Annotated in this window: 24 protein-coding genes; 13 read left to right on the plus strand and 11 right to left on the minus strand. The window is 70.3% G+C overall.

What is annotated here, in order from left to right:
- Positions 1-69 precede the first annotated feature (69 nt).
- Together ABZ406_RS09630 and ABZ406_RS09635 are read right to left on the minus strand one after the other, a co-directional pair.
- The gene (locus ABZ406_RS09630; protein ID WP_357758008.1) at positions 70-750 is read right to left on the minus strand and encodes a DUF2064 domain-containing protein; all 681 of its coding nucleotides are present in this window, start codon (positions 748-750) and stop codon (positions 70-72) included.
- On the minus strand, positions 747-1,424 hold the full coding sequence (locus ABZ406_RS09635; RefSeq protein WP_357758011.1) for a glycosyltransferase family 2 protein: 678 nt from the start codon (positions 1,422-1,424) through the stop codon (positions 747-749). Before ABZ406_RS09635 ends, ABZ406_RS09630 begins: the two co-directional genes overlap by 4 nt.
- A gap of 156 nt (positions 1,425-1,580) precedes the next feature.
- Here ABZ406_RS09635 and ABZ406_RS09640 point away from each other — a divergent pair, with 156 nt between their 5' ends.
- On the plus strand, positions 1,581-2,936 hold the full coding sequence (locus ABZ406_RS09640) for a hypothetical protein (protein WP_357758014.1): 1,356 nt from the start codon (positions 1,581-1,583) through the stop codon (positions 2,934-2,936).
- Here the strand turns inward: ABZ406_RS09640 and ABZ406_RS09645 are convergent.
- On the minus strand, positions 2,908-3,987 hold the full coding sequence (locus ABZ406_RS09645; RefSeq protein WP_357758016.1) for an NAD-dependent epimerase/dehydratase family protein: 1,080 nt from the start codon (positions 3,985-3,987) through the stop codon (positions 2,908-2,910). The two genes, ABZ406_RS09640 and ABZ406_RS09645, sit on opposite strands and share 29 nt — an antisense overlap.
- Before the next feature lie 159 nt (positions 3,988-4,146).
- Between ABZ406_RS09645 and ABZ406_RS09650 the strand changes: the two genes are divergently transcribed.
- Both ABZ406_RS09650 and ABZ406_RS09655 read left to right on the plus strand, forming a co-directional pair.
- The gene (locus ABZ406_RS09650; RefSeq protein ID WP_357758019.1) at positions 4,147-4,842 is read left to right on the plus strand and encodes a response regulator transcription factor; all 696 of its coding nucleotides are present in this window, start codon (positions 4,147-4,149) and stop codon (positions 4,840-4,842) included.
- On the plus strand, positions 4,835-5,851 hold the full coding sequence (locus ABZ406_RS09655; RefSeq protein ID WP_357758022.1) for an ATP-binding protein: 1,017 nt from the start codon (positions 4,835-4,837) through the stop codon (positions 5,849-5,851). Before ABZ406_RS09650 ends, ABZ406_RS09655 begins: the two co-directional genes overlap by 8 nt.
- A gap of 114 nt (positions 5,852-5,965) precedes the next feature.
- Here the strand turns inward: ABZ406_RS09655 and ABZ406_RS09660 are convergent, their stop codons facing one another.
- The 3 genes from ABZ406_RS09660 to ABZ406_RS09670 all read right to left on the minus strand — a co-directional run bounded on the left by ABZ406_RS09660 (position 5,966) and on the right by ABZ406_RS09670 (position 7,830).
- On the minus strand, positions 5,966-6,418 hold the full coding sequence (locus tag ABZ406_RS09660) for a pyridoxamine 5'-phosphate oxidase family protein (protein ID WP_357758025.1): 453 nt from the start codon (positions 6,416-6,418) through the stop codon (positions 5,966-5,968).
- 286 nt (positions 6,419-6,704) lie between these two features.
- Positions 6,705-7,211: a polyketide cyclase gene (locus ABZ406_RS09665; protein ID WP_357758028.1), complete on the minus strand. Its 507-nt coding sequence runs from the start codon at positions 7,209-7,211 to the stop codon at positions 6,705-6,707.
- A gap of 88 nt (positions 7,212-7,299) precedes the next feature.
- Complete coding sequence (locus tag ABZ406_RS09670; RefSeq protein ID WP_357758031.1) at positions 7,300-7,830, minus strand: GNAT family N-acetyltransferase; 531 nt, start codon at positions 7,828-7,830, stop codon at positions 7,300-7,302.
- A gap of 132 nt (positions 7,831-7,962) precedes the next feature.
- On the opposite strand from ABZ406_RS09670, the gene ABZ406_RS09675 reads away from it, so the two are divergent.
- On the plus strand, positions 7,963-8,826 hold the full coding sequence (locus tag ABZ406_RS09675) for an endonuclease/exonuclease/phosphatase family protein (RefSeq protein WP_357758034.1): 864 nt from the start codon (positions 7,963-7,965) through the stop codon (positions 8,824-8,826).
- 89 nt (positions 8,827-8,915) lie between these two features.
- Here the strand turns inward: ABZ406_RS09675 and ABZ406_RS09680 are convergent, their stop codons facing one another.
- On the minus strand, positions 8,916-9,068 hold the full coding sequence (locus ABZ406_RS09680) for a hypothetical protein (protein WP_357758037.1): 153 nt from the start codon (positions 9,066-9,068) through the stop codon (positions 8,916-8,918).
- 59 nt (positions 9,069-9,127) lie between these two features.
- Positions 9,128-9,661, minus strand: a complete 534-nt coding sequence (locus tag ABZ406_RS09685) for a DUF6817 domain-containing protein (RefSeq protein ID WP_357758040.1) — start codon at positions 9,659-9,661, stop codon at positions 9,128-9,130.
- Between the two features lie 280 nt (positions 9,662-9,941).
- Between ABZ406_RS09685 and ABZ406_RS09690 the strand changes: the two genes are divergently transcribed.
- From ABZ406_RS09690 to ABZ406_RS09710, 5 genes are all read left to right on the plus strand, one after another.
- Complete coding sequence (locus ABZ406_RS09690) at positions 9,942-11,414, plus strand: family 43 glycosylhydrolase (protein WP_357758043.1); 1,473 nt, start codon at positions 9,942-9,944, stop codon at positions 11,412-11,414.
- 36 nt (positions 11,415-11,450) lie between these two features.
- The gene (locus tag ABZ406_RS09695) at positions 11,451-12,890 is read left to right on the plus strand and encodes a glycoside hydrolase family 43 protein (RefSeq protein WP_357758046.1); all 1,440 of its coding nucleotides are present in this window, start codon (positions 11,451-11,453) and stop codon (positions 12,888-12,890) included.
- A 29-nt stretch (positions 12,891-12,919) separates the two neighbouring features.
- The gene (locus tag ABZ406_RS09700; protein WP_357758049.1) at positions 12,920-14,398 is read left to right on the plus strand and encodes an RICIN domain-containing protein; all 1,479 of its coding nucleotides are present in this window, start codon (positions 12,920-12,922) and stop codon (positions 14,396-14,398) included.
- 502 nt (positions 14,399-14,900) lie between these two features.
- On the plus strand, positions 14,901-15,611 hold the full coding sequence (locus tag ABZ406_RS09705; RefSeq protein ID WP_357758052.1) for a ThuA domain-containing protein: 711 nt from the start codon (positions 14,901-14,903) through the stop codon (positions 15,609-15,611).
- The gene (locus ABZ406_RS09710) at positions 15,581-16,699 is read left to right on the plus strand and encodes a Gfo/Idh/MocA family oxidoreductase (RefSeq protein ID WP_357758055.1); all 1,119 of its coding nucleotides are present in this window, start codon (positions 15,581-15,583) and stop codon (positions 16,697-16,699) included. The genes ABZ406_RS09705 and ABZ406_RS09710 overlap by 31 nt, the downstream gene beginning before the upstream one ends.
- Positions 16,700-16,727: 28 nt before the next feature.
- Here the strand turns inward: ABZ406_RS09710 and ABZ406_RS09715 are convergent, their stop codons facing one another.
- Together ABZ406_RS09715 and ABZ406_RS09720 are read right to left on the minus strand one after the other, a co-directional pair.
- Positions 16,728-18,227: an FAD-dependent monooxygenase gene (locus ABZ406_RS09715; RefSeq protein WP_357758058.1), complete on the minus strand. Its 1,500-nt coding sequence runs from the start codon at positions 18,225-18,227 to the stop codon at positions 16,728-16,730.
- A 127-nt stretch (positions 18,228-18,354) separates the two neighbouring features.
- Positions 18,355-18,975: a helix-turn-helix domain-containing protein gene (locus ABZ406_RS09720; protein ID WP_357758061.1), complete on the minus strand. Its 621-nt coding sequence runs from the start codon at positions 18,973-18,975 to the stop codon at positions 18,355-18,357.
- Positions 18,976-19,075: 100 nt separating this feature from the next.
- Here ABZ406_RS09720 and ABZ406_RS09725 point away from each other — a divergent pair, with 100 nt between their 5' ends.
- The 4 genes from ABZ406_RS09725 to ABZ406_RS09740 all read left to right on the plus strand — a co-directional run bounded on the left by ABZ406_RS09725 (position 19,076) and on the right by ABZ406_RS09740 (position 22,353).
- The gene (locus ABZ406_RS09725) at positions 19,076-19,453 is read left to right on the plus strand and encodes a DNA polymerase ligase N-terminal domain-containing protein (protein ID WP_357758064.1); all 378 of its coding nucleotides are present in this window, start codon (positions 19,076-19,078) and stop codon (positions 19,451-19,453) included.
- Between the two features lie 40 nt (positions 19,454-19,493).
- Positions 19,494-20,228: a VOC family protein gene (locus ABZ406_RS09730; protein WP_357758067.1), complete on the plus strand. Its 735-nt coding sequence runs from the start codon at positions 19,494-19,496 to the stop codon at positions 20,226-20,228.
- Positions 20,229-20,562: 334 nt separating this feature from the next.
- Positions 20,563-20,895, plus strand: a complete 333-nt coding sequence (locus tag ABZ406_RS09735) for a TraR/DksA C4-type zinc finger protein (RefSeq protein WP_357758070.1) — start codon at positions 20,563-20,565, stop codon at positions 20,893-20,895.
- A gap of 192 nt (positions 20,896-21,087) precedes the next feature.
- Positions 21,088-22,353, plus strand: a complete 1,266-nt coding sequence (locus tag ABZ406_RS09740) for a PHB depolymerase family esterase (protein WP_357758073.1) — start codon at positions 21,088-21,090, stop codon at positions 22,351-22,353.
- Positions 22,354-22,410: 57 nt separating this feature from the next.
- On the opposite strand, the gene ABZ406_RS09745 is transcribed toward ABZ406_RS09740, so the two are convergent.
- Positions 22,411-22,935: a hypothetical protein gene (locus ABZ406_RS09745; protein WP_357758076.1), complete on the minus strand. Its 525-nt coding sequence runs from the start codon at positions 22,933-22,935 to the stop codon at positions 22,411-22,413.
- Between the last annotated feature and the right edge of the window lie 25 nt (positions 22,936-22,960).

A 22,960-nucleotide genomic window follows, 5' to 3' on the forward strand; every position in this document is an offset into this window, starting at 1 on the left:
TGTTGTCGGCGGACCACCCACCGAGTCTGCCCAGCGCCGCGTCGAAGCCGTTGCGACTGATCGTCGAGGTCACCGGGGGCGTCCGTCCACCAACTGGCCACCGACCGAGGCGACGGCCTCCGCGAACCGGGTGCCGGGCAGGTCGGCCGCGACGGCCAGCGCTGTCGACCAGTCGTCGACATCCCGCTGCCGGGGAAGGATCGCCGGTCGGACGCCGTGCCGGCGCAGGGCGGCGAGGGTGTGCCGACCGGTGTCGCTCGTCGACATGGGTACGTCGCGCAGCGCGGCCGCGTACCTCGGGTCGCGCAGCCCGAGTGCCCACCAGCCGCCGTCGGCCGCCGGCCCGAACACCGCCTCGTGTGCGGCGAGCAACTCCAGTGCGGTGGTGAGCAGCGGCGGCCGGATCTGCGGCGTGTCCATGCCGATCTGCAGCACCGGCTTGCCGGGAAATGCCGCAGCGGCGTCGGCGTGGGCGTTGGCGAGACGGTCGGCGAACGTGCGGCCTCGCTGCGGGAGCAGACGCCACCCTGCCAACGCGGTGGTGAGTTCGTCGCCGTACACGGCGTCGGTGAACCCACCCGCGTGGGCCAGCACGGGAATCGCCGAGTCGGTGGCACGCACCGCCGCGATGGTGTCCAACAGCGACGCCGCCGCTATCCGGGCCGCCTGGGTGGGATCCGCCGGCGGGCAGAGACGCGTCTTGGCCAGCCCGGGGACCGGCGCCTTCGCGACCAGGAGCAGAACGTTCATCGACCACCACCGGCGTCGGCGCGCAGCACACCGGCGAAGTCCCGGGTCGCCCGCCACGTGCCCCGGACCGACCCGGAGACCTTCGAGCTGGTGCCGGCGGCCCGGGGCGCGTACGCGACGTCCAGTTCGAGAATCCGCCAGCCCGCCCCGGCCGCGCGCAGCAGCAGCTCCAGCGGGTAGCCGAACGCGCGGTCGGTGACACCGAGGCCCAGCAGCGCCGCACGGCCGGCCACCCGGATCGGGCTGATGTCGTACACCGGCACACCGCGACGTCGCAGCAGCGCGGCGACGAGCGCGTTCCCGGTGCGGGCGTGCCACGGCCAGGCATCCGCCGAGACCGGCCGACGCCGCCCGACGGCGAGATCGGCCCGACCCTCCCGCACCGCGGCAACGAGCCTCGGCAACTCCGCCGGATCGAACGAGCCGTCCGCGTCGAGCACGCCGACCAGGTCCGCCTCGGCCGCCAAGAGGCCCGCGTGCACGGCAGCGCCGTACCCGCGTCTCGGCTCGTGGACGACCCGGGCCCCGTACTCGGCCGCGACGACCGGAGAGCCGTCGGTCGAGCCGTTGTCGACCACGATGGCGCGGAAGCCCGGTGGCAGCGCGCTCAGTACGGCGGGCAGCGCGGCCGCCTCGTCCAGACACGGCAGGACCACGTCGATCGTTGGGTGCATACCGGCGACGCTAGGCCCGCCACCAGCCGCCGGGACCGCTGTCGCTCCTTACGAATCGCTTACACGGCACCGGATCTTACGAGTCGCTGACGTCACACCGTCCGGCCACCGGTTTCCTGGTCGGAGGTCGTAACGTCGGCCGTCACCATGACCACGATGACCCGGCCGGGACGCTCCCGGCCCGCCGACCTGATCGTCCTCGGCGCCGAGGTGGCACTGCTCGCCGTCGCCGTCGCCGTCGGCGCACTGCTCAACCGGCAGGGTGTCCGGCTGCATGCGGACGCGGCGCCGCTCTACGCCTCCTGGCGGCCCCATCTGGGGGCCGGCACCCCCGTGGCGCTGCTCGTCGCGGCGCTGTTCGTCTGGCGGGGGACGCGCTGGGGCTCCGACACCCGGTGGCCGCGCCTACTGGGGGTCGGCTATCTCGCCTCGGTGCTCTGGACGCTGTCGCTGGCCCTGGTGGACGGATGGTCGGCGGGTTTGGCCGAACGGCTCACCGTGCAGGCCGAGTACCTGCACGAGGTGCCCCGGGTGACTGACGTCGGCGTCATGCTGTCCGGCTTCGCCGACCGGATCCTCGACTTCCAGCCCGATTCGTGGTCCACCCACTCCGCCGCCCACCCACCGGGCGCGTTACTGCTGTTCGTCTGGCTGGAGCGGATCGGACTGGGCGGCGGGACTGCCGCCGGGCTCGCCTGTGTGCTGCTCGGCGCCACCGTCACGGTGTCGGTTCCGGTGACGTTGCGGGCGCTCGGCGCCGAGGACGCGGCCCGGGCGGTGTGGCCGTTCCTGGTGCTCCTCCCGGGAGCGGTCTGGGTGGGCGCGTCCGCGGACGGGATCTTCGCCGCGGTGGTCGCGGCCGGGCTGGCGCTGCTCGCGGTGGGGGGACGGCCCGCGGCCGCGCTGGGCGGGCTGCTCCTCGGCTTCGCGCTCTACCTGTCGTACGGGTTCGTCCTGGTCGGGTTCCTCGCGTTGACGGTGGTGCTGCTCCGGGCCCGGGACCGCCTCGGTGTGCTGCTGGCCGCGGCGACGGCGGTCGCGGCCGTCGCCGCCGCGTTCACCCTCGCCGGCTTCTGGTGGCCGGACGGCTACCACCTGGTGACACGTCGGTACTACCAGGGCTGGGCGGCGGAACGTCCGTACGGTTACTGGGTCTGGGCGAACCTCGCCGCCCTGCTGCTCTCGGCCGGCCCGGTGGTCGGGCCGGCGCTGCGACGGGCGGTGACCGCCGTGTCGGTCCGACCACCGCACCGACCGTTCGCGACGGCCATCCGGCAGCGGATCGCCGGGCCCGGACCCACTGTGTGGTTGCCCCTCGCGGCGACGGCGGCCGTGCTCGCGGCGGACCTGTCCGGGCTCAGCAAGGCCGAGGTGGAGCGGATCTGGCTACCGTTCGCCGTCTGGCTGCTGGTCGCCACCGCGCACCTACCCACCGGCCACCGACGGTGGTGGCTGGCAGCCCAGGCCGCCACGGCTCTCGCCGTCAACCACCTACTGTGGACGGTGTCGTGACCGATGCCGGGTCGCGCATCACCGCGGTGGTGAAGTCGGCGACGCCAGCGGCGAAGCCGACCCGGGCGGTGAAACCGAGCAGCCGGGCGGCGCGCGCCGGGTCGGCCACGACGTGCCGCACGTCCGCCGTCCGCCCGCCCCCGACGGTCACCGGCGACGGCCCGCCCATCGCCGACGCCAACTCGCGGGCCAGCTCGCCCACCGTGTGCGGGTCACCCGAGCAGACGTTGACCGCCGTCAGGGGATCCGGTGTCGGCGTCGTCAGGGCCAGCAGGTTGGCCGCCGCCACGTCGGTCACGTGCACGAAGTCGCGCCGTTGCCGGCCGTCCTCCAGCACCCTCGGCGGTCGCCCGGCGGCCAGCGCGGACCGGAAGATCGACGCGACCCCCGAATACGGGGTGTCACGGGGCATCCGCGGACCGTAGACGTTGTGGTAGCGCAGGGCCCAGACCGATCCGCCGGTCTGCCGCGCCCAGGCGCCGGCGAGGTGCTCCTGGGCCAGCTTGGTGGCCGCGTACGTGCTGTGCGGCTCCAGCGGTGCGTCCTCGGGGACGAGACCGGGGGAGAGCGCCTGGTCGCAGCGCGGGCAGGTCGGCTCGTACCGGCCCTCGGCCAGGTCGACGGCCCGACGGCCGGCCGGCCGGACGATCCCGTGCGTCGGGCAGTGGTAACGACCCTCCCCGTAGACCACCATCGAACTCGCCAGCACCAGTCGGCGTACCCCGGTGGCGTGCATCGCCGCGAGGACGGTGGCCGTGCCGAGGTCGTTGTGCGCGGCGTACCGGGGGGCGTCGGCCGGGTCGATGCCGTGGCCGACCATTGCCGCCTGATGGCACACCGCGTCGACGCCGGCCAGTAACCGGGTCAGCAGGTCGGTGTCGCGTACGTCGCCGACCACCAGGTCGTGCCGCCCGCTCCACGGTGGCGCCGTCGCGCCGTGCGCCTCGGGCAGCAGCGCGTCCACTGCCACCACCTCGTGCCCGTCGTCGCAGAGCAGGTCGGCGACGTGTGAGCCGATGAACCCGGCCGCACCGGTGACAAGTATCCGCATTCCGGTCACCGTAGGACCTCCCGTACGCCCGCTCGGGGTTCCGCGCGCAGCCGTAAGAACCTCGCAAGCTTTGCCGGGGCGGACCTGACCCCGGCCGTGGCTACGCTGGGCCGATGGACACCTGGGGGAGACGTTGACGGCGCCGAACGGGGTAGCTCCGTGACACAGCGCGTGCTGGTGGTCGACGACGATCAGACAGTGAGCGACGTCATCCGTCGGTACCTCGAGAACGACGGCTTCCAGGTCAGCCTCGCAGCCGACGGCGCGGCGGCGCTGGTGGCGGTGGAGCGGCAGGCGCCGCACCTGGTCGTGCTCGACCTGATGCTGCCCCGGATCAACGGTCTGGAGGTGTGCCGAGCGCTGCGGGTACGACCGGACGGCGTACCGATCGTGATGCTCACCGCGCGCGGTGACGAGTCCGACCGGATCCTCGGGCTGCAACTCGGCGCGGACGACTACCTGACCAAGCCCTTCTCCCCACGGGAACTGGTGCTGCGGGTTCGTTCGGTGCTCCGCCGTGCCGGCGGTGGCACACCTCCCGAACGGCCGGAGGCGCTCACCGACGGCGCTCTGGTCGTGCACACGGCCTCCCGGACCGCCCGCCTCGCCGGTGCGGATCTGGCGCTGACGCTTCGCGAATTCGACCTGCTCGTCCACCTCATGCGCCATCCGTCCCGGGTGTTCGGCCGGGCGGAGCTTCTCGAGCAGGTCTGGGGCTGGAACTTCGGCGACCACTCGACAGTGACAGTGCACGTACGCCGGCTGCGGGAGAAGATCGAGGCCAACCCGGCCGATCCGCTGCGGATCGTGACCGTCTGGGGCGTCGGCTACCGCTACGAGCCCGCCCATGCGTGACGTACTCCTGATCTTCGCGCTCGCCCTCGGCGCGGCGCTCGCCATCGGGCTCGCCGGTGCGCTGCTGCTCCGCGCCCTTCGACGCAGCTCGATCACCGTGCACCTCAGCGTGCTGCTCACCACGACTGTGGTCGCCGTGGCCGTCGGGGTGATGGCGGTCGCGGAGGCGATGTTCCTCTCCGCCCACGACCTTGAGGTGGTCCTGATCACCGTCGCGGCGGCGGCGGTGGTCAGCCTCGCCGTCGGCGGGCACTTCGGCCGGCGACTGGCCCGCGCCGCGGTCTGGCGCGACCAGGCCCGGGAGCGGGAACGGCAACTGGAGAAGGGCCGCCGCGACCTGGTCGCCTGGGTCTCCCACGACCTGCGGACCCCACTCGCCGGGCTGAGGGCCATGGCCGAGGCGTTGGAGGACCGGGTGGTGCGTGACCCGGACACTGTCGACGAATACCACCGACGCATCAGGCTGGAAACCGACCGGATGACCCGACTCGTCGACGACCTGTTCGAGCTGTCCCGGATCAACGCCGGGGCGCTGCGGTTGTCGTTGACGGCGGTGCCGCTCGGAGAGGTGGTCTCGGACGCGCTGGCCAGCACCATCCCGCTGGCAGACGCCCGGCGGATCAAGCTCATCGCCAGCGAGTCCGGGTGGCCGACGGTTGCCGCGAGCGAACCGGAACTGGCTCGGGTCGTGGCCAACCTGCTGCTCAACGCGGTCCGTTACACCCCTGAGGACGGCACCGTACGCATCGAAGCCGGCCGGGAGGAGGACCACGCCTGGCTGTCGGTCGCCGACACCTGTGGCGGCATTCCCCCGGCCGACCTTCCCCGACTGTTCGACATCGCATTCCGTGGTGAACCGGCCCGCACTCCCGGCCGCGGTGACGGTGGGGCGTCCGGAGGGCTCGGCCTGGCCATCGTCCACGGCCTGGTCGAGGCACACGGCGGTCGGGTCGAGGTGCGCAACACCCCCGACGGCTGCCAGTTCATGGTCCGCCTGGCGACCGCCTGAGGTGGACCATCTTCAGCGGCGTCGTGGCCAAACGCGCCGAGCGGCTGGTCCTCGGCGCGGGTCCCGTCGAGCCGCTGCTGAGGCGGAGCGGACAACCTCGTCGCCTGCGCGCCGTCACACCAGCCAACGGCCATCACGCATCAGGTCACGACCGGCGATCTCGTTCTCCTCCCGCCACGCCTGTATCCGGCAAGGCGTCACGCGGAAGTACGCGTAGCGGGTCGCGCCGACCCGCGCGTCCCAGAGCTTCGCGGCGAACGCGTCGGCCAGGTCGGGGGGCACGGTCTCGCGAGAGAACGTCTCGGCGGTGCCGTCGATGAGCACCACATCGCGGGTCGTGCCGAGCGACATCCGCACCCGCCTGAAGGATTGCAGATTGCGTGCGGTCGGGCTGGACTCGGCGGTGGCCAGGATGAAGGCTGTGCCGTCCCAGAGGAAGGACAGCGGCACCAGGTAGGGGTTGCCGTCCCGGTCCGCTGAGGCGACCCAGGCGTCCAGGTCGCGGTCGAAGCGGGCGAGTGTGTCGTGCTTACGTTGCGTCGGATCGCGCGGGGGATCGGGTTCCACGTCTGCATCCTCCTTGAGATCGGCGCGGCTTCACCGGCACGGCACATGCGAGCCACCTCCGCTCTGCGGCGATCCACGAAAAACGGAGATCGTCCACCAGAACGACACTGGTCTCGCTGGTGGCCATCCGACGATGATGCCCCAGGTGCCGTGCTTAGGCATCCGGATCTGCCGTCCTCCGACGGCCTTTAGAGATCCTCGGCGAGATCGCGTGGCTGGAAGATTCCTACGATGCTGGGCACTACGCAGCTTTCGTCGACAGGTACTACCTGACCACCTGATCGGCTCAGCGAGCTGGCCGATTGCCCTCGGCGAGTTTCTTGAGGTTGAGCAGTTGTCGGCGAGCCATGATCAGGTCGCCGACGGACAGGCCGGGTGCGGCCCACCGGGTCGTCCGCATGGCGACCTTGAGCAGTAGGCGCGTCGAGTCGTGGTCCTGCGGCAGGAGGACGTAGGACATGAAGGCGCCCATGATGGTGCTCGTCAGGTGTCTGCCGGGGTCGACAGAGACGATCGTGCCGAGTTTTCGTCCGCCAGCGGTGGTGAACGCCTCTCCGACCTGGGGCTCGGGCAGGCCCTCCAGGTGGCGAGGGGAGCGGTGGCCGAGGTTGTCGATCCAGTCGTACGAGTAGGGGCCAAGCCTGATCTGGGCTACCCACTGCCACACCGTTGCGGCGGGCACGTCGATCCGTACTCCCCGCCACGCCTGCAGGGTGGGTGAGACGACGAAGTCGTCGCAGGGATAGGCGCGCAACGTTTCGCTGGCTGTCACACCCCACCGGTCACCGATCATGCATCCATCATCCGCCCTGTGGCAGGTCGACGAGTCCACGGCGAGCATCGTCGGGCGTGAGTCGATGTCGGACGAGTGGGGCTGCGGCTCAGTCGACCCGCTGGGCCAGCACCTGCCCTGGCCAGGAACCGACCAGGAAGGTTTCGGTGGGAGTGAACCCGTGGCGCTCGTAGTAGGCCACCAACTCGCCGCCTCCGCCCGCCCAACAGTCGACCCGGAGCAACCGCACGCCAGCTCGCCGGGTTTCCTCCACCGCGTGCGCCAACAGAGCCGACCCGAGTTTCCAGCCGGCGAATCGTCGATCGGAGACCAGGAGGCGGACGTACCGCTCGGGCTCCTCCGCAGGCGCGATCGGAATCCGCGGGTCGGGCCCGGAGTCCAACACGAGAGCTGCGGCCGAGGTCCCGTCCACTTCCGCTATGTACGGGATGTTCTCGGTCAGATACCGATCGACCTGGGCAGCCCGTTCGGGCTTCTCGGAGAACGGCTCGGTGCCCCACTGCTCGGTGTTGCCGCGGTCGTTCATCCAGGCCACCGCCGAGTCGAGCATGTCCAGTACGGCAGAGGCGTCGGCCGGGCCGCCGCGTCTGATCCGTACGTCGCGGGTGGTGTCGTCCATGGCGGAATGGTAGTCGGCCGGTCGACCCAGGCCTGTTGATGCTTCGTCATCGGATGTTCGGCATCGCGTCGACTCGGATCGATAGTGTGCGCGGTGGCCGCCACCGACGGCGGTTCGTGCGAAGGGACGTCGATGCGCAGGACAACGGACGGGTGGGCCCGTGCCCTGGGCGCGGTCGCGCTGGTGGCGGCGCTGCTGCCGGCAGCCCCGGCGGCTGCCGCGAGCGTGGGCTTCAAGGCGGCCACGCTGAACATCTACTACGGGTTGAGCCAGGCGGACTTCGCGCACGACCTGAACCTGATCGCGTCCAGGGCCGACCTCGTCGGTCTCAACGAGGTCGGTGCCCGTAGGGCGTTCCTGACGAGCTGGGCTGCCGACAACGGCTGGTGGTTGTACGCGCCGGGCGGGACCAACCAGGCTGGCGAGGCCCTGATCGCGAAGAAGAGCATGTTCGACGTACTCGACAAGGGTTCGATCTTCGTCTGTGACACGAACGGTCCGGGCGAGGTGCCCCCGGCGCGGTACAACAACTGGGTCAAGTACCGGCACAAGGCCAGTGGCCGCAACGTGACCCACATCAACGCCCACGCGGTGGCCAGTATCGAATCCAACGGGCGGCCGGAGGACCTGCCGCGCACCCGGTGCGCCGAGGCGCAGTTCCAGGGTCTCAGGGAACTGGCAGTCGACAAGCAGGACGAGGGCCAGGTCATCGTGAGTGGTGACCTCAACGTCGACTTCAGCGCCGACCGGAGCTACGGGTACGCGAAGTTCCCGTGGCAGGTCTTCGAGGCCAACGAGCTGCCGAACCTGCGCTCGAACTACAACCTCCTCGGCGAGAAGGGCACCGGAACGCACGGCAACCGGCACATCGACTACGTCTACTTCTGGAAGCGGTTGCCCGAACACCAGCTGATGTGGATGACCGACTACGACGTCGTCGGCGGCACCAGGTCCGACCACAACGGCGTCGCCGCCACGTTCACCATCCAGAGCTGACTTTCCGCCCTCCGCCGGCTACGAGTCCCGTCGTTCGGGATGTCCCCGGAAGACGGTCAGGCCAGCGATCGGCTAACCACCATCGAGCCCTACTCTGCCCGCCACGCCGCCAGCGCGCGTACCGCTGTCGACGACACCACCGCCAGTTCGGGCTGGGCCGGCAGAAACACCGTGGGTACGCCCAGCGACTGGTTCATGGCGGCGAGCTGGTACTCGGCCCGGAGGTCCGTGGTGTTGCGCACCCCGCGGCGCGCTCGTACCCGTTCGGCGGTCGGTGCCGTCGACCGCGACGACTCCGGTTTCACTGCCGTACCACCCGCAGAGCATCGTTGATGACCTGCTCCGAGGCGATTGGGGCCCACGAGGCGAACAGGTCCCGGAAGTAGGCCGCGTGGCGTTCGGCCGTCGCCGGATCGTGCTCGATGACGTCCAGTTCGTTGACGATGCTCAGGTCCACGAGACACCGACGTTGAGTCTCGTCCGGTGTCCGCACCTCACGCGTGAAGCGATCGAACACTTCGCCGGTCCTGGCCAGCCCTGGCCAACTGCGTCCACGGTCGCAGGAGCCGTACAGATAGACGAGCTCCTCGGCATTGGCGCCAACGAGATCCCGCAGCACGGCACGATCGGCCCGATCAAGCAGGGTGACGTCGAATCCGTCGGTGCCGTAGGCGGCGTGGGTGAGGCCGGCGGCCTGCACGTGACTGTCGCAGCCGAGCAGGGCGAGTCGTTCGCTCACCCGACACAGGTGGGCGTACAGATTGCCGCCGGGGTGGGCGACCCGTTCGGCGCCGTGCCGGCGGAGCCAGACCCGAACGCCCTCGTCGGTGTTCATGGTTCGACTGTAGGTATCGGCCGGTGGATCGGTTGTGCTCGGAGCGTGGGCGATATGTCACAGCCGCGCGGCCATGTCCCGCGAGCCGCGCTCGATCTGCTCGGCTTGACACTCATCGATGCGATCGCTAACACTTGTCCGCAACGCGACGTTAACGAACCGAACACATTCCACGTGTGATCGTGCGCCCCTTCACGGAACCGCATGCGGAGACACCACTCGTCAGCACCGCCTGAAGTCAGAGTCCAGAGATCGGCTAGTTGTGTTAACGCTAACATAGATGATCTTGCGGAAGGGGGCCTGGATGGTGGTTCCACGGCGCGGAGCAGCGACATTGCTGCCGGACGCATCGACCAAGCGCCTGCGTGCCCTCCTCGTGCTCTGCACCGTGGCCGCCGCGGCCGTCGTGGTGATGACCGACGGGCCGGCGAATGCCGCCACGCTGCCGACCGGCACCGTCTCACTGGAGGCGGTCAACCAGGCCGGACGCTACGTGAGGCACATCGACTATCTCGGTCAGCTCGACCCGGTCGCCTCCAGCAGCACCAACCAGACCAAGCTGGACGCCACCTTCACCGTGGTCAACGGCCTGGCGTCGCCGACCTGCTACTCGTTGCAGACCAGGACCGGCCTGTTCCTGCGGCACCGCGACTACCGACTCCGGGTCGACCCGAACACCGGCGACGCGGGGTTCCGGGCCGACGCCACCTTCTGCGCGGTGGACGGCTCGGTGAGCGGATCGGTGGCGCTCACCTCGTACAACTACCCGAACCGACGGATCCGGCACCGCGACTTCGCGCTCTGGCTCGACGCCTACCAGGACACGGCAGCGTTCCGGGCGGACAGCTCCTTCCGACTCGTCGCGCCCTGGGCGCCCAGGACCACGAAGGGCCCGGTGATTCCGGGCCTCTTCGCCGACCCGCACCTCGCTGTCTTCAACGGCCGCTACTACCTGTACCCGACCACCGACGGCTACGCGAGCTGGTCCGGCACCTACTACAAGGCGTTCTCCTCCACCGACCTGGTCAACTGGACCGACCACGGCGTCGTCCTCGACCACGGCCCGGACGTGTCCTGGGCGGACAACTCGGCCTGGGCGCCCGCGGTGGCCAGCGCCAACGGCCGCTACTACCTGTACTTCAGCGGCGGCGCGGCCAGCGGCAACACCGCCAAACAACTGGGCGTCGCGGTGGCCGACAGCCCCACCGGGCCGTTCCGCGACGCGCTGGGCCGTCCGCTCATCCGCAGCGACCAGTTTCCCGGCGGGCAGGCGATCGACCCGATGGTGTTCACCGACGACGACGGGACGTCCTACCTGTACTGGGGGCAGGGCGTGGCACGGGCGGTGCGGTTGAACTCCGACCTGGTCTCCTTCGACACGGCGCAGGCACGGGTCGTCACCCCCTCGGGCTACAACGAGGCACCCTTCGTGTTCAAGCGCAACGGTCTCTACTACTTCATGTGGTCCGAGAACGACACGCGCAGCGAGGACTACCGGGTCGCGTACGCCACCGGCTCCTCACCCCTCGGGCCGTGGACCCGGCGCGGTGTGGTGTTGCAGAAGCGGCTCGACGTCGGCATCAGGGGCACCGGTCACCACTCAGTGGTCCGGGCGCCCGGCAGCGACACCTGGTACATCGCCTACCACCGGTTCGCGGTGCCGGCCGGCAACGGCACCAACCGCGAGACCGCCATCGACCGGATGGAGTTCGACACCGACGGCACCATCCGCACCGTCGTGCCGACCCTCTAGCTGACTCGTACGCCCCTGCGCGAAGGAGAGAGACACATGTCGAGAGTCCTCGCCCGGCTCGGTGCGGTCGCGGTCGCCGCATGCCTGCTGTTCACCACCTGGTCGGCGGCGACACCGAAGGAGGCGGCCGCGCTCGATCCGACAGTCGGCTACCTGATGGCGCACTTCACCGGCGAGTCCTCGACCGACCAGCAGATCTACCTCGCCCACAGCACGGACGGCCTGCGCTGGAACGACCTGAACAACGGTGGCCTCGTGCTGCGGTCCACCGTCGGGACCCGTGGCGTCCGCGACCCCGCCCTGATCCGCTCGCCAGCCGGCGACCGGTTTTGGATCATCGCCACGGACCTCTGCATCGGGTGCGGTCAGGACTGGTCGACCGCGATCAACAACGGCAGCCGCAACCTCGTCGTGTGGGAGTCCACCGACCTGATCAACTGGTCGGCACCGTGGCTGCTGAACGTCGCCAGCGCGATCCCGGACGGGCGCAACGCCTGGGCCCCGGAGGCGATCTGGAACCCGGCCACCGGCGACTACGTCCTCTACTGGGCAACGAACGTCCCGCTCAACGGGGCGACCAAGCACCGCATCTACTACGCGCGTACGGCGAACTTCCGCAGCGTCACCACCCCGCAGGTCTACGTCGACCGGCCGGGAAACCAGGAGATCATCGACACCCAGATCGTCGAGGTGCCGACCGGCGTCGGGGCCTACCGCTACGTCCGGGCCTCCCGGGACGGCCAGATCGCCCTCGAAGGCAGCAACTCCATCCTCGGCACCTGGACCAGTCTCGGGAACCTCTCCGGCATCGGGCTGACCGGCTCCCAGGTTGAAGGCCCGATGTGGATGAAGATGAACACCCGCAACGAGTGGGTCCTCTACCTCGACCAGTACTCCAGCGGACGCGGCTACCTACCGGTCCTGACCACCGACCCGTCGAACCCGGGGAGCTACCGACTCCCGACGTCCGGCTCGTACGGCATGGGTGGCACCCGGAAACGGCACGGATCGATTCTCAACCTGACCGCAGCCGAACAGAACCGGGTGCTCGCCCGCTGGCCCGCCACCACTGTCAACCGGCTCCAGTCGTACAACTTCCAGGACCGGTACGTGCGGCACTACGACTACGACGTCCGCATCGACCCGAACGTCAGCCCCGCCCAGGACGGCCAGTGGCGGCTGGTGCCCGGCCTGGTCGGCTCCGGCACCGTCTCCATCCAGTCGGTCAACTACCCGGGCTACTACCTGCGCCACTACGGGTTCGACTTCCGGTTGGAGGCCAACGACGGCACCGCCACCTTCGCCGCCGACGCCACCTTCCGGCAGGTCGCCGGCCTCGCCAACTCCTCGTGGACGTCGTTCCAGTCCTACAGCCACCCGGACCGCTACATCCGGCACTACGCCTACCTGCTCCGGCTCGACTCGGTGCCCGATGCGCAGAGCCGTGCCGACGCCACCTTCCGCCTGACCAGCTGAACCTGGTCCCTCTTCAAGGAGTTCCGACTGTGGCACTACATCGACGGGTGCTCTCCGCCCTGGTGGCCGCGTTGACGGCGATGGTTGGCATCGTCGCCGTCGCGTCGTCGCCGGCCACCGCCGCCACCAACCAGTTCCGAGGCATGAACTGGGCCGTGTTGGGTGACAACTTCAAGACCGGGCCCCTCGTCGTGCAGGGCCTGAGCGCGTCCGACAGCAACGCGACGGTGCGGGCCAAGGCCAACGCCCTCTACGACGACATGGCGTCCACCATGGGGATCAACACCATCCGGCTGCCCGTCAACACCCACACGGTGGGTACGGCCTGGTGGGAGGCGTACCGAGGCGCCATCGACGCCGCCACCGAGCGCGGCTTCAAGGTCATCCTGGCGTACTGGGAGGACGGCGCCGCCTCCGGCGGCCGGATCACGAACCTCGCCGCGTGGAACGCGATGTGGTCCACGGTGACCAACACGTACGGCACGAACACGAACGTCTACTTCGAGCCGATGAACGAGCCGCACGGCTACAGCTCGACCGAGTGGCGCAACGTCGCCGCCAACTGGCTCACCTACCACTACTCGGCGGTGCCCGGCCGGGTGCTCATCGGCGGTACCGGTTTCAGCCAGGACCTGCGCGACATCTGCAACGACAGCCGCTTCAACTCGACGCTGCTGTCCTTCCACTACTACGCCTTCTTCTACGGCGCGATGACCTACGACGCCTTCCGCAGTCACATCCAGACCCGCCTCGGCAACTGCGCCTCCCGGGCGGTCGCGACCGAGTTCGGCGCGCCGATGAACGACGGTCGCAACTACGCCGACGCGGGCAGCACCGACAACTTCGTGCGCTACATCCGCGCCATGGCCCAGGTCATGCGCGACAACCAGATGGGCGGCACCTACTGGCCCGCCCTCGGTGGCAAGACCGGCACCATCGGCTACGACTGGTACTCGATGTACTCCCTCACCGGCAGCGGCACCGACCTCAACCTGACCGTCCGCAACACCTCCGGCGCGGACCGGATCCGGTACGGCTGGGGCGACACCATCGGCGGCGGCGACCCGACGACGCCCCCGCCGTCGACCGGAACCTTCTACCGGATCACCGTGCGACACAGCGGCAAGGCCATGGACGTCCAGCAACCGAACACCGACAACGGTGCCCGCGTCGGCCAGTACACGTACGGCGGCAATGCCTGGCAGCAGTGGCAGTTCCAGGACGCCGGCAGCGGCTACTGGCGCATCATCAGCCGACTCAGCGGAAAGTGCCTCGACGTGGTGAGCGCGTCGACCGCCGACGGTGCCGAGCTCGTCCAGTACACCTGCGGCACCGGCACCAACCAGCAGTTCCAGATGGTCACCAACGGCAGCTACTTCCAGCTCCGCGCACGACACAGCAACAAGTGCGTGGACGTACCGGCAGCGGCGACCGCGGACGGGGTGGTCCTCAAGCAGTACGCGTGCAACACCGGCACCAACCAACAGTGGTCACGTACCGTCGTCTGACGGCCACGCGTCGCCCCCGGGTCGCAGCCCCGGGGGCAGACGGGCAGGAACGACAGTCCCGACGTGGCGGGGGAGCATTCGCCTGGGCCTGGCGTTGCGCTACCGTCAAGGCGCGCACCCCGGCGTGGGTCAGTCCGCGGCCGCCGGCCGCCGATGGCCCGTAGGACACCACCAGATCCAAGGAGAACCCGATGCCGGATCCCGAGCCGAGCCAGGACGCCCCCGCGGTGGCTGCCGACACCTCGACAGCAGCCGAGACGGAAGCCGAGACCGACGCGCCTGATGTTCCCGCGAATCGTGCTGCCCGGCGCGCGAAGGGCAAGGTCGCCTCACCGCAACCGCATGGGAAGTCGCAGCAGTTCGGCGGGCGGGGCTCGGTCCAGGGCCCTCGCCAGTGGGGTAACCGCCGAAGCGGCTGATCGGCCGGGCACGGGCATCGGCGGTACGTCGTCGGGGCGGAAGCGGCCCGCCCGGTGGCGACGGGCCGGGGGAGGGAGCGAGGGTGGCGCAGCGGAGAGCACTTGTGGTCCGGGGTGGCTGGGAGGGACACCAGCCGGTCGAGGCGACCGAGTTGTTCCTCCCCTTCCTCGAACGTAGCGGCTATGCCGTCCGCGTCGAGGAGTCGACAGAGATCTACGCCGACGCCGCCGAGATGGCCGGGACCGACCTCGTCGTTCAGTGCATGACGATGTCGCAGATCACCGCGGAACAGGTGGCGGGCCTCAGCGCGGCGGTCATCGCCGGCACGGGCTTCACCGGCTGGCACGGCGGCATCGTGGACTCGTTCCGCGCGTCAGCCGAGTACCTGCATCTGGTGGGCGGTCAGTTCGCCACCCATCCGGGCCTGGAGCCGTGTGAGCGTCACGGTGGCCCGGAAGACAACTTCCTGCCGCACGCGGTGCGCATCACCGATCTCGGTCGGGAGCACCCCGTCACCTCGGGCATCGAGGACTTCGACCTGGTCACCGAACAGTACTGGGTGCTGCACGACGACCTCATCGACGTGCTCGCCGTCACCACCCACCCGACGCAGGCGTGGCATCCGTGGCACCGCCCGGTCACCTCGCCGGCGATCTGGACGCGCCTCTGGGGGGCCGGACGCATCGTCGTGACGACCCCGGGCCACAGCCTGGACGTGCTGGCGCACGCCAGCGTCCGTACCGTCATCGAGAGGGGCATGGTGTGGGCGACCCGCACCGCGTCGGCGTCGTAGGTCTCGGGGTCATCTCCCGCGCCTACCTCGACACACTCGTCGACCACCCCGAGGTGAGCATCGCCGCGGTGGCCGACCTCGACGCTTCCCGGTCGGCAGCGGCCGCGGCCACGATCCCCGGAGCCGAGGCGATGAGCGTCGAGCGTCTGTTCGACCGCCCGGACGTGCAGACGGTGCTCAACCTCACCATCCCCGCCGCGCACGCGGACATCGCGCTGGGTGCGATCGACGCCGGCAAGAACGTGTACGTCGAGAAGCCGCTGGCCGTGACGTTCCCGGACGGCCGCTCGATCATCGGACGGGCCGCGTCGGCCGGCGTCCGCGTCGGGTGCGCGCCGGACACCGTCCTCGGTACGGGGACGCAGACGGCGCGGGCGGCGATCGACGGCGGGCTCATCGGACGCCCGATGTCCGCGTCGGCAGTCATGGTCACCCCTGGGCACGAACGCTGGCATCCCCACCCCGATTTCTACTACGCCCCCGGCGGCGGCCCGATGCTCGACATGGGGCCGTACTACATCTCGGCGCTCATCCACCTGCTCGGGCCGGTCCGGGCGGTGACCGGAGCCGCCAGCCGCCTGCGCGCCGAGCGTGTCATCGGCTCGGGCCCGCGCACCGGCCAGCGGATCCCGGTGGGGGTGGACACCCACCTCACCGGCGTCCTCGAGCACGTCAACGGGGCGCTCTCCACCATCACGACGAGCTTCGACGGCGTCCGGACGACGGCCGCCCCGATCGAGGTGCACGGGGAGGCCGGCACGCTCGCCGTGCCCGATCCGAACTACTTCGACGGGGAGGTCCGCCTCTTCGCGCTCGGCGGCACCGAGTGGCGTGCCCTCGAACCGCTGGCCGGTTACGCCGAGGGTTCCCGGGGCGTCGGTCTGATCGACCTTGTCCGGGCCGACGATCGGCGTCCGCCGCGTGCCGGCGGGGACGTCGCACTGCACGTACTCGAAACGATGACCAGCCTGCTCCGCTCGGCGGCGGAAGGCCAGCGGGTCGAGCTGACGACCACCGCGCAGCGACCCGCACCGGTTCCGCTCACGCCGGTCGAGGACTGGAAGGCGTACGACGCGAAGGTTCGCTGACGAGGGCCGACCCGTGCTGGTCTCGTGGTCACCGTGCACTGCCGAAGTGGTGGGTGAGCGAGGCGTGCAGCGTGGTGGCGTCCCCGGCGGACCAGGCGATGAAGCAGTCGGGGCGTACGAGCATCGCGGTCGCCGTCGTGCCCTCCAGTGGGCCGGTGACCACGTCGACCCGGTCTCGCCAGGGCGCGGCGATCCCGGCGAAGGCGCCAGTGGAGTCCAGCAGCAGCGGCCGGCCGGTACGGGTCAGTTCGGCGAGGCGTGTCGCGCCGTCGTCGGTGTGCACGACGACGTCGGGGGCGTAGCTGCCGGCCAACGGGTCGGTGGGGTCGGCGGGGTAGCGGACGTCGGCGCCGGACATCAGCGCCGCGACGTGCCCGGTCACCTCCGGCTTTCGCAGCAGTTCGGCGAACAGTTCCCGCAGACCGGTGACGTCGTCGCCGGGAGCGATGAGCGCCGACTGCGCCCGGGTGGACATGACGACCCGTTCGGCGACGGGGCGACGCTCACTCTCGTAGGTGTCGAGCAGGCCCTGCGGTGCCCAGCCACGCACTGTGGCGGCGAGCTTCCAGCCCAGGTTCACCGCGTCCTGTAGGCCCAGGTTGAGGCCCGGGCCGCCGATCGCGGGGTGCACGTGCGCGGCGTCGCCGACGAGCAGCACACGGCCGGCGCGGTAGCGGGCGGCGATGCGGGTGTTCTGCCCGGTCGACCGTCGCAACAGGCCGGGGCCGTCAGGCGCGCCGAGGGGAAGGTCGGCCCCGAGCACCCGGGCGACGCTGGCGCGCAGCTCCGCCAGGCTCATCGGGGCCTCGTCGTGTGATGGCGGGTCGGGCCACTTCGTCGTGCTCAGGATCGCCGGGCGGCCGGGGAACGGGGCCCAGGCGATCAGGCCACGCGCCGTGCGGGTGTGCCGGAACGGCGGGACGACGCCGTAGCCGGGGGCGCGCAGGCCGCCGGTCTCGGGGTCGAGGAATGACGCGGGCACGGTCACCGTGGCGGTGCGGGAGATCGACCGGTCGCTGGTGACACCGGGAAAGTCGATGCCGGCGAGGCGGCGCACCACACTGCGGCCCCCGTCGGCGCCGACGACGTACCTGCTGGTGAGCTGCGTACCGTCGGCGAGGTGGACCTCGACCGCGTCGCCGCGTTGACGGAGGTCGACGACCTCGTGGCCGCGGCGCAGGTCGATGCCGAGTTCGGCGGCTCGGGCGGCGAGACCGGCCTCGAGCTGGGCCTGCGGTACGCCGAGCGCGTAGTGCGGGTTCTCCGCGAGCATCGTGAGATCCAGCGGGAACGCGCCGAAGGTGAATGCTGGTTGGGGGGTCGGCGGGGTGCTCTCACCGCTGAGTCGCTCGTAGAGGCCACGCCGGTCGAGCAGGCGGACGACCTGGCCCACGAGACCGTTGGCGCGCGGCTCGCCGGTGGGCGCGGGGTGGCGTTCGAGGACGACGGGGTGTACGCCGGCGAGGGCCAGTTCGCAGGCGAGCATGAGGCCGTTGGGGCCGGCTCCGACGATTGCGACATCGATCACTGTGGTGATCCCTTCGGGGTGTGCGTCATCGTCACGGCGGGCGCGGCGCGTGGCCGGCCCGCCGCGGGAGGGGGACGCGGCTGGGGACGTGGGTGCGGGTTACCTGCTGCGCGAGGGCGCAGCTTCGTCAGCGAGGTGGGGCCGGGAGGCCGGCGGCGACCTGGGTGAAGGCGTCGGTGATGAGGTGTTCGATCGGGGCGGGCGGATCGGCGCTGTCGAGGTAGTGCTGCATGGCGACGCCGACGGCGGCGCTGGCGGCGGCCGCGACGAGCCTCGGATACATTTCGGTGGCGAGGTCGGTGCCGGTGCGCTCGGCGACCGCGGCGGCGAGTTCGGCTTCGGCGACCGCGGCGGCGCGCAGCCGTTCGCCCTGTAGGGCGGGCTCGGCGAGCATGGTGCGCACCCCGGTGACCCACTGGGTGTGGGCGGGGGAGGGCATCGCCTCGACCTCGGGGCCGCGGGTGAACTGCTCCAGAGCGGCCTTGGTGAGCGCCACCCAGAGCTGCTCGTCGGCGGGGCGTTCGCGCAGCGCGGCGGCGGTGCGCAGGCTGCGGTCGAGGTGGCGGGACGCGATGGCCTCGGCCTTGCTGGCGAAGTAGTTGTTGAAGGTGCGCGGGGAGACACCGACAGCTTCGGCGATGTCCTCGACGCGGACGTTGTCGTAGCCGCGCTCTGCGGCCAGGTGGATCGCAGCCCAGCCGAGCGCCGCCCGCGTCTCGGCCTTCTTGCGCTCCCGCAGCCCCGTCATGCCGCAACGGTAGCACTAGTTGCGTGATCGGCAAATATGCGCGGCACGCAAAAATATCCGCTGGGGTGGGTCGGTCGTTCCGAACACCGACAATGGCGGAGTGGCCCCCGCCTTCGTCCTGCACCACCACCGCAAACCACGACCGCACTTCGACCTGCGGCTCGAGGAGGACGGCGTGCTGCGCTCGTGGGCGGTGCCCCGCGGTCTGCCGGACAGCCCCAGCGACAACCGGCTCGCGATCGCCGTGCCCGACCACGACCTCGCGCACCTCACCTACGAGGACGTCGACAAGTCGATAGCCGACATCGGCACCTGGGAAGAGCATGATCGCAGCGACCGACGGATGCTGTTCACCCTGCACGGTCGCACCGGTCGCCGACGGTACGCGCTCATCCGCACGGGCGAGGGGTGGCTGCTCCACCTGACGAAGGAGCAGCACCCGGACGACACCCGCGATGCGGCGGACGAACGGCGATAACGGTCAGCGGGACCCCGACACAGGCCCTACCATCGCCGGCATGGCGACACGGCTTGTGCAGATCAACATGAAGGCTCGGAACGACTCCACCCTCGGCGGTTTCTGGGCGCAGGTGCTCGGCTGGGCAGTCTCCACCGAGGGCCCCGGCGTGACCAATCTCGAACCCGTGGGCTTCGTCTATCCCGACCCCGTCGCCGTCTGCATCGACCTCGTCGTCTCCTCGGAGCCCAAGACGGTGAAGAACCGGGTGCACGTGGACCTCGCCACCACCTCGACGGCCCACCAGGCACAGCTGATCGCGCGTTTGACGGACCTCGGCGCAACGGCTGCCGACATCGGCCAGGGTGACGTGCCGTGGACGGTCATGGCCGACCCGGAGGGCAACGAGTTCTGCGTGCTGGAACCCCGAGGGCTCTACCGGGACACCGGGCCGATCGCCGCCGTGGTGGTCGACTGCGCCGACCCGCGAGCCATGGCCCGCTTCTGGAGCGAGGCCACGGACTGGACCCTGCACGAGGTGACCGACAAGGGTGCGAGACTGCGCTCCGCCAAGGGCGTCGGCCCCTACCTCGAGTTCGTCCGCACACCTGACGCCAAGAGTGGATGGAACCGCGTCCACCTCGACGTCCGCCCGTATCCCGGTGACGACCCGGAGGCCGAGGCGGCCAGGCTACGGACTCTCGGCGCGACGCCCATCGACCTGGGTCAGGACGTCCCGTGGAGAGTCCTCGCCGACCCGGAGGGCAACGAGTTCTGCCTCCTCACCCCCAGCTGACCCACCGAGGAACGCTGCCGCACGCGGACGTTGGCATCAGGGCAACACCGCTCTATGGTGGGGGGATGCCGCCGGTGACCTTCCGCTCGCCCGCCGCCACCGAGGTGGCGGTGGGTGGTGCTGTTCGCGTGCCGACGGCGACCCGCCCCGAGGCCGACATGCGGGTGCCGGTTGTCCGCGCGTCGCGCATCGCGCCCACGCACACCACGTCGAGCCCGATGCGAAATGGCCGAGGCCCACCCGCGTAGTCGTTGCACACCCAGAACGACCGCCAGGGCGAAGCTATCCAAGCTTCGGCCCTTTTTGTTTTTCCGCCCCTCTCGAAAGGCAGATCATGAGCGTCGATCATCGTCGTGTTCCCGACCAGGGTTGGCTAGCTGACCTGCGAGCGTCCCTGGCTGACGACTTCGCCACGCAGACGGCCCGGCTGCGGGAACTGACCGAGCTGAACGCGGACACCGGCGACCCCGGCGAGGCCCACAACCAGGCCGCGCTGCTGCTGGCCACCCGCCAGAACATCGAGCAGATCACCGGCGCGCTGAGCCGGATCAGCGACGGCACCTACGGTGCCTGCCAGAGGTGCGGCCGGAGCATCCCGGCCGAGCGACTCGAGATCCTCCCGCACGCCCGCTTCTGCGTTCCGTGCCAGGAGAAGCAGAACAGGTGACGTCCCGGTGTGGCTGCCGTACCGCCGGTGCGGCAGCCACACCGGCACCTGCAAGCAAGGCAGCGGCGTGCGTTCGTCGGGGTGACCTCCGGTCCGCCGACCACTCGTGCCGGCAGCGGTTGCGAGCGGATCTCCGTCGCGTTACGTTGAGATGCCATCGACGATCGTCTACATCGTTAGTACGGGGGTCGCATGTCCACGCCTGTCACTCGTCGCACCGTTCTGGCCGGAGGAGCCGGTGCCGCCATCGGCTTGGCAGTGCCCGGCCCCGCCGCCCACGCCAGTGGTCACCAACCCACGAGTGTGCGCTTCACTCTCGACGCGACGACACTGGACGGCGGTGAGCAGGTCACCTCGGTCACCCTCGACACCGGCCGGCTCGGGCCGATCGACCCGACCACGCTGACCCCCGCAACGTTCACGGTGCACGCCAAGGCCACCAGCCCGATCCCGATCGCTCCGGGCGACCTGATCTTCAGCGAGTACGACCTGGACCGTACGGTGACCGCCGCCCGGCTCGACCGGCAGGGCAACATCGTTCTGGAGTTGAGCCACGCCGAAGGTCAACCCGGCGGTGGCACCCTCGGCTACATCGTGAGCAGGGGCCGCAACGTCCAGCTGGACCTCGTCTACACCATCACGCAGAACAGGCCGATCGTCCGCCGGCACGGCTCGCCGCTCACCATCACGCGCTTCGTCCAGGGTCGACTGTCGAATCCCGAGGTCGACGCTTTCAGCCACCACATCTCGGGCTCGGGCCTGAAATACCGGCTCTACTCGCCGGACCACACGCCCCGGCACGGTCGGCGGCCGCTGATCGTCTGGCTGCACGGCGGCGGCGAAGGTGCCTCACTGCGCGACGACTACTACGACAACGAGACGACACTGCGCGCCAACCGCGGCGCCCTCGGGTTCGCCACCCCGCAGGCCCAGCGGATCTTCTCCGGCGCGTACGTCGTCGCTCCGCAGAGCACCTCCTACTGGATGGAGGACGGCCCCCGCTTCGCCCCGCTGATTCGCGAGATCGTCCAGGATCTCGTACGCCGCAAGCGTGTCGACCCAGACCGGATCTACGTGGTCGGGTGCAGCAACGGTGGCTACATGTCCCTGGAGATGACAGTCGCCTACCCCGACCTGTTCGCCGCCTCGGTGCCGATCTGCGGCATCGTCGAGCCGCTCAGCGGAGAGGGCCCGCCGCTGGTCACCGACGCGGAGCTGGCGGCGATCCGGACCCCCACCTGGCTGGTCACCTCCCGAGACGACGACACAGTGCCACCCGAGACGAACACGGTCCACGCCCACGACCTCATCCCGGGGTCCCTGATCTGCCTGTACGACCGCGTCGTCTGGAACGGCTACCAGTTCCCCGGCCACTGGTCCTGGATCTACGTGGCCCGCAACGACCCGAGCATCAACGGCACCCACATCTGGCAGTGGATGGCCCGCCGGCACCGCTGACCTGCCCTCCAACGCCACGCGTACCTGCCGCGCCGATGCTCCGGCGCGGCAGGTGCGTCACTGCTTGCGGCGTAGCTCGCGCAACACGCCGTGCCGGCGCACCGCCCACGCGAGGCGCCGGACGCGCGGATGGAGCACGAACAGCACCGCCGCCCGGCGGATCAGGCCGAACCGGTTGTCACTCAGCTGATTCTCGATCGCCTGCCAGATCAGCTCGCGCACCTTGGCGCTGGCAAGCACCGCCCGTACCTCATGGCGCACCACCGGATCCTCGGCCGCCGAGGCGACGGCGGCAGCCAGACCCGGGCGGTCCGCCAGCGGCTCCACCGCCGCCGCGACGAGCGGCCCGCGTACCTCGTCCCGCTCCAGCAGCAGCAACACCGCTTCCCGAATCTCCACAGTGTCCAGGCCGGACCGCAGCAGGTTCAGCAGGCTGCGCTCCACCTCATGGTCATGGTCCGGAACGGACAGCGTGGCCAGCAGCCCCGCGATCTCCTCAAGGTCGACGACGTGCCGTACCCCGGAGCGGAACTCCGGCAGCTCCCATGCGACCTGAAGAGCCTTGACAAGATTGCGGTCCATGGGTCATCCGCTACCCGCTGGCGCC

It is taken from the genome of Micromonospora sp. NPDC005710, from assembly GCF_040630995.1.
Taxonomy (GTDB): domain Bacteria; phylum Actinomycetota; class Actinomycetes; order Mycobacteriales; family Micromonosporaceae; genus Micromonospora.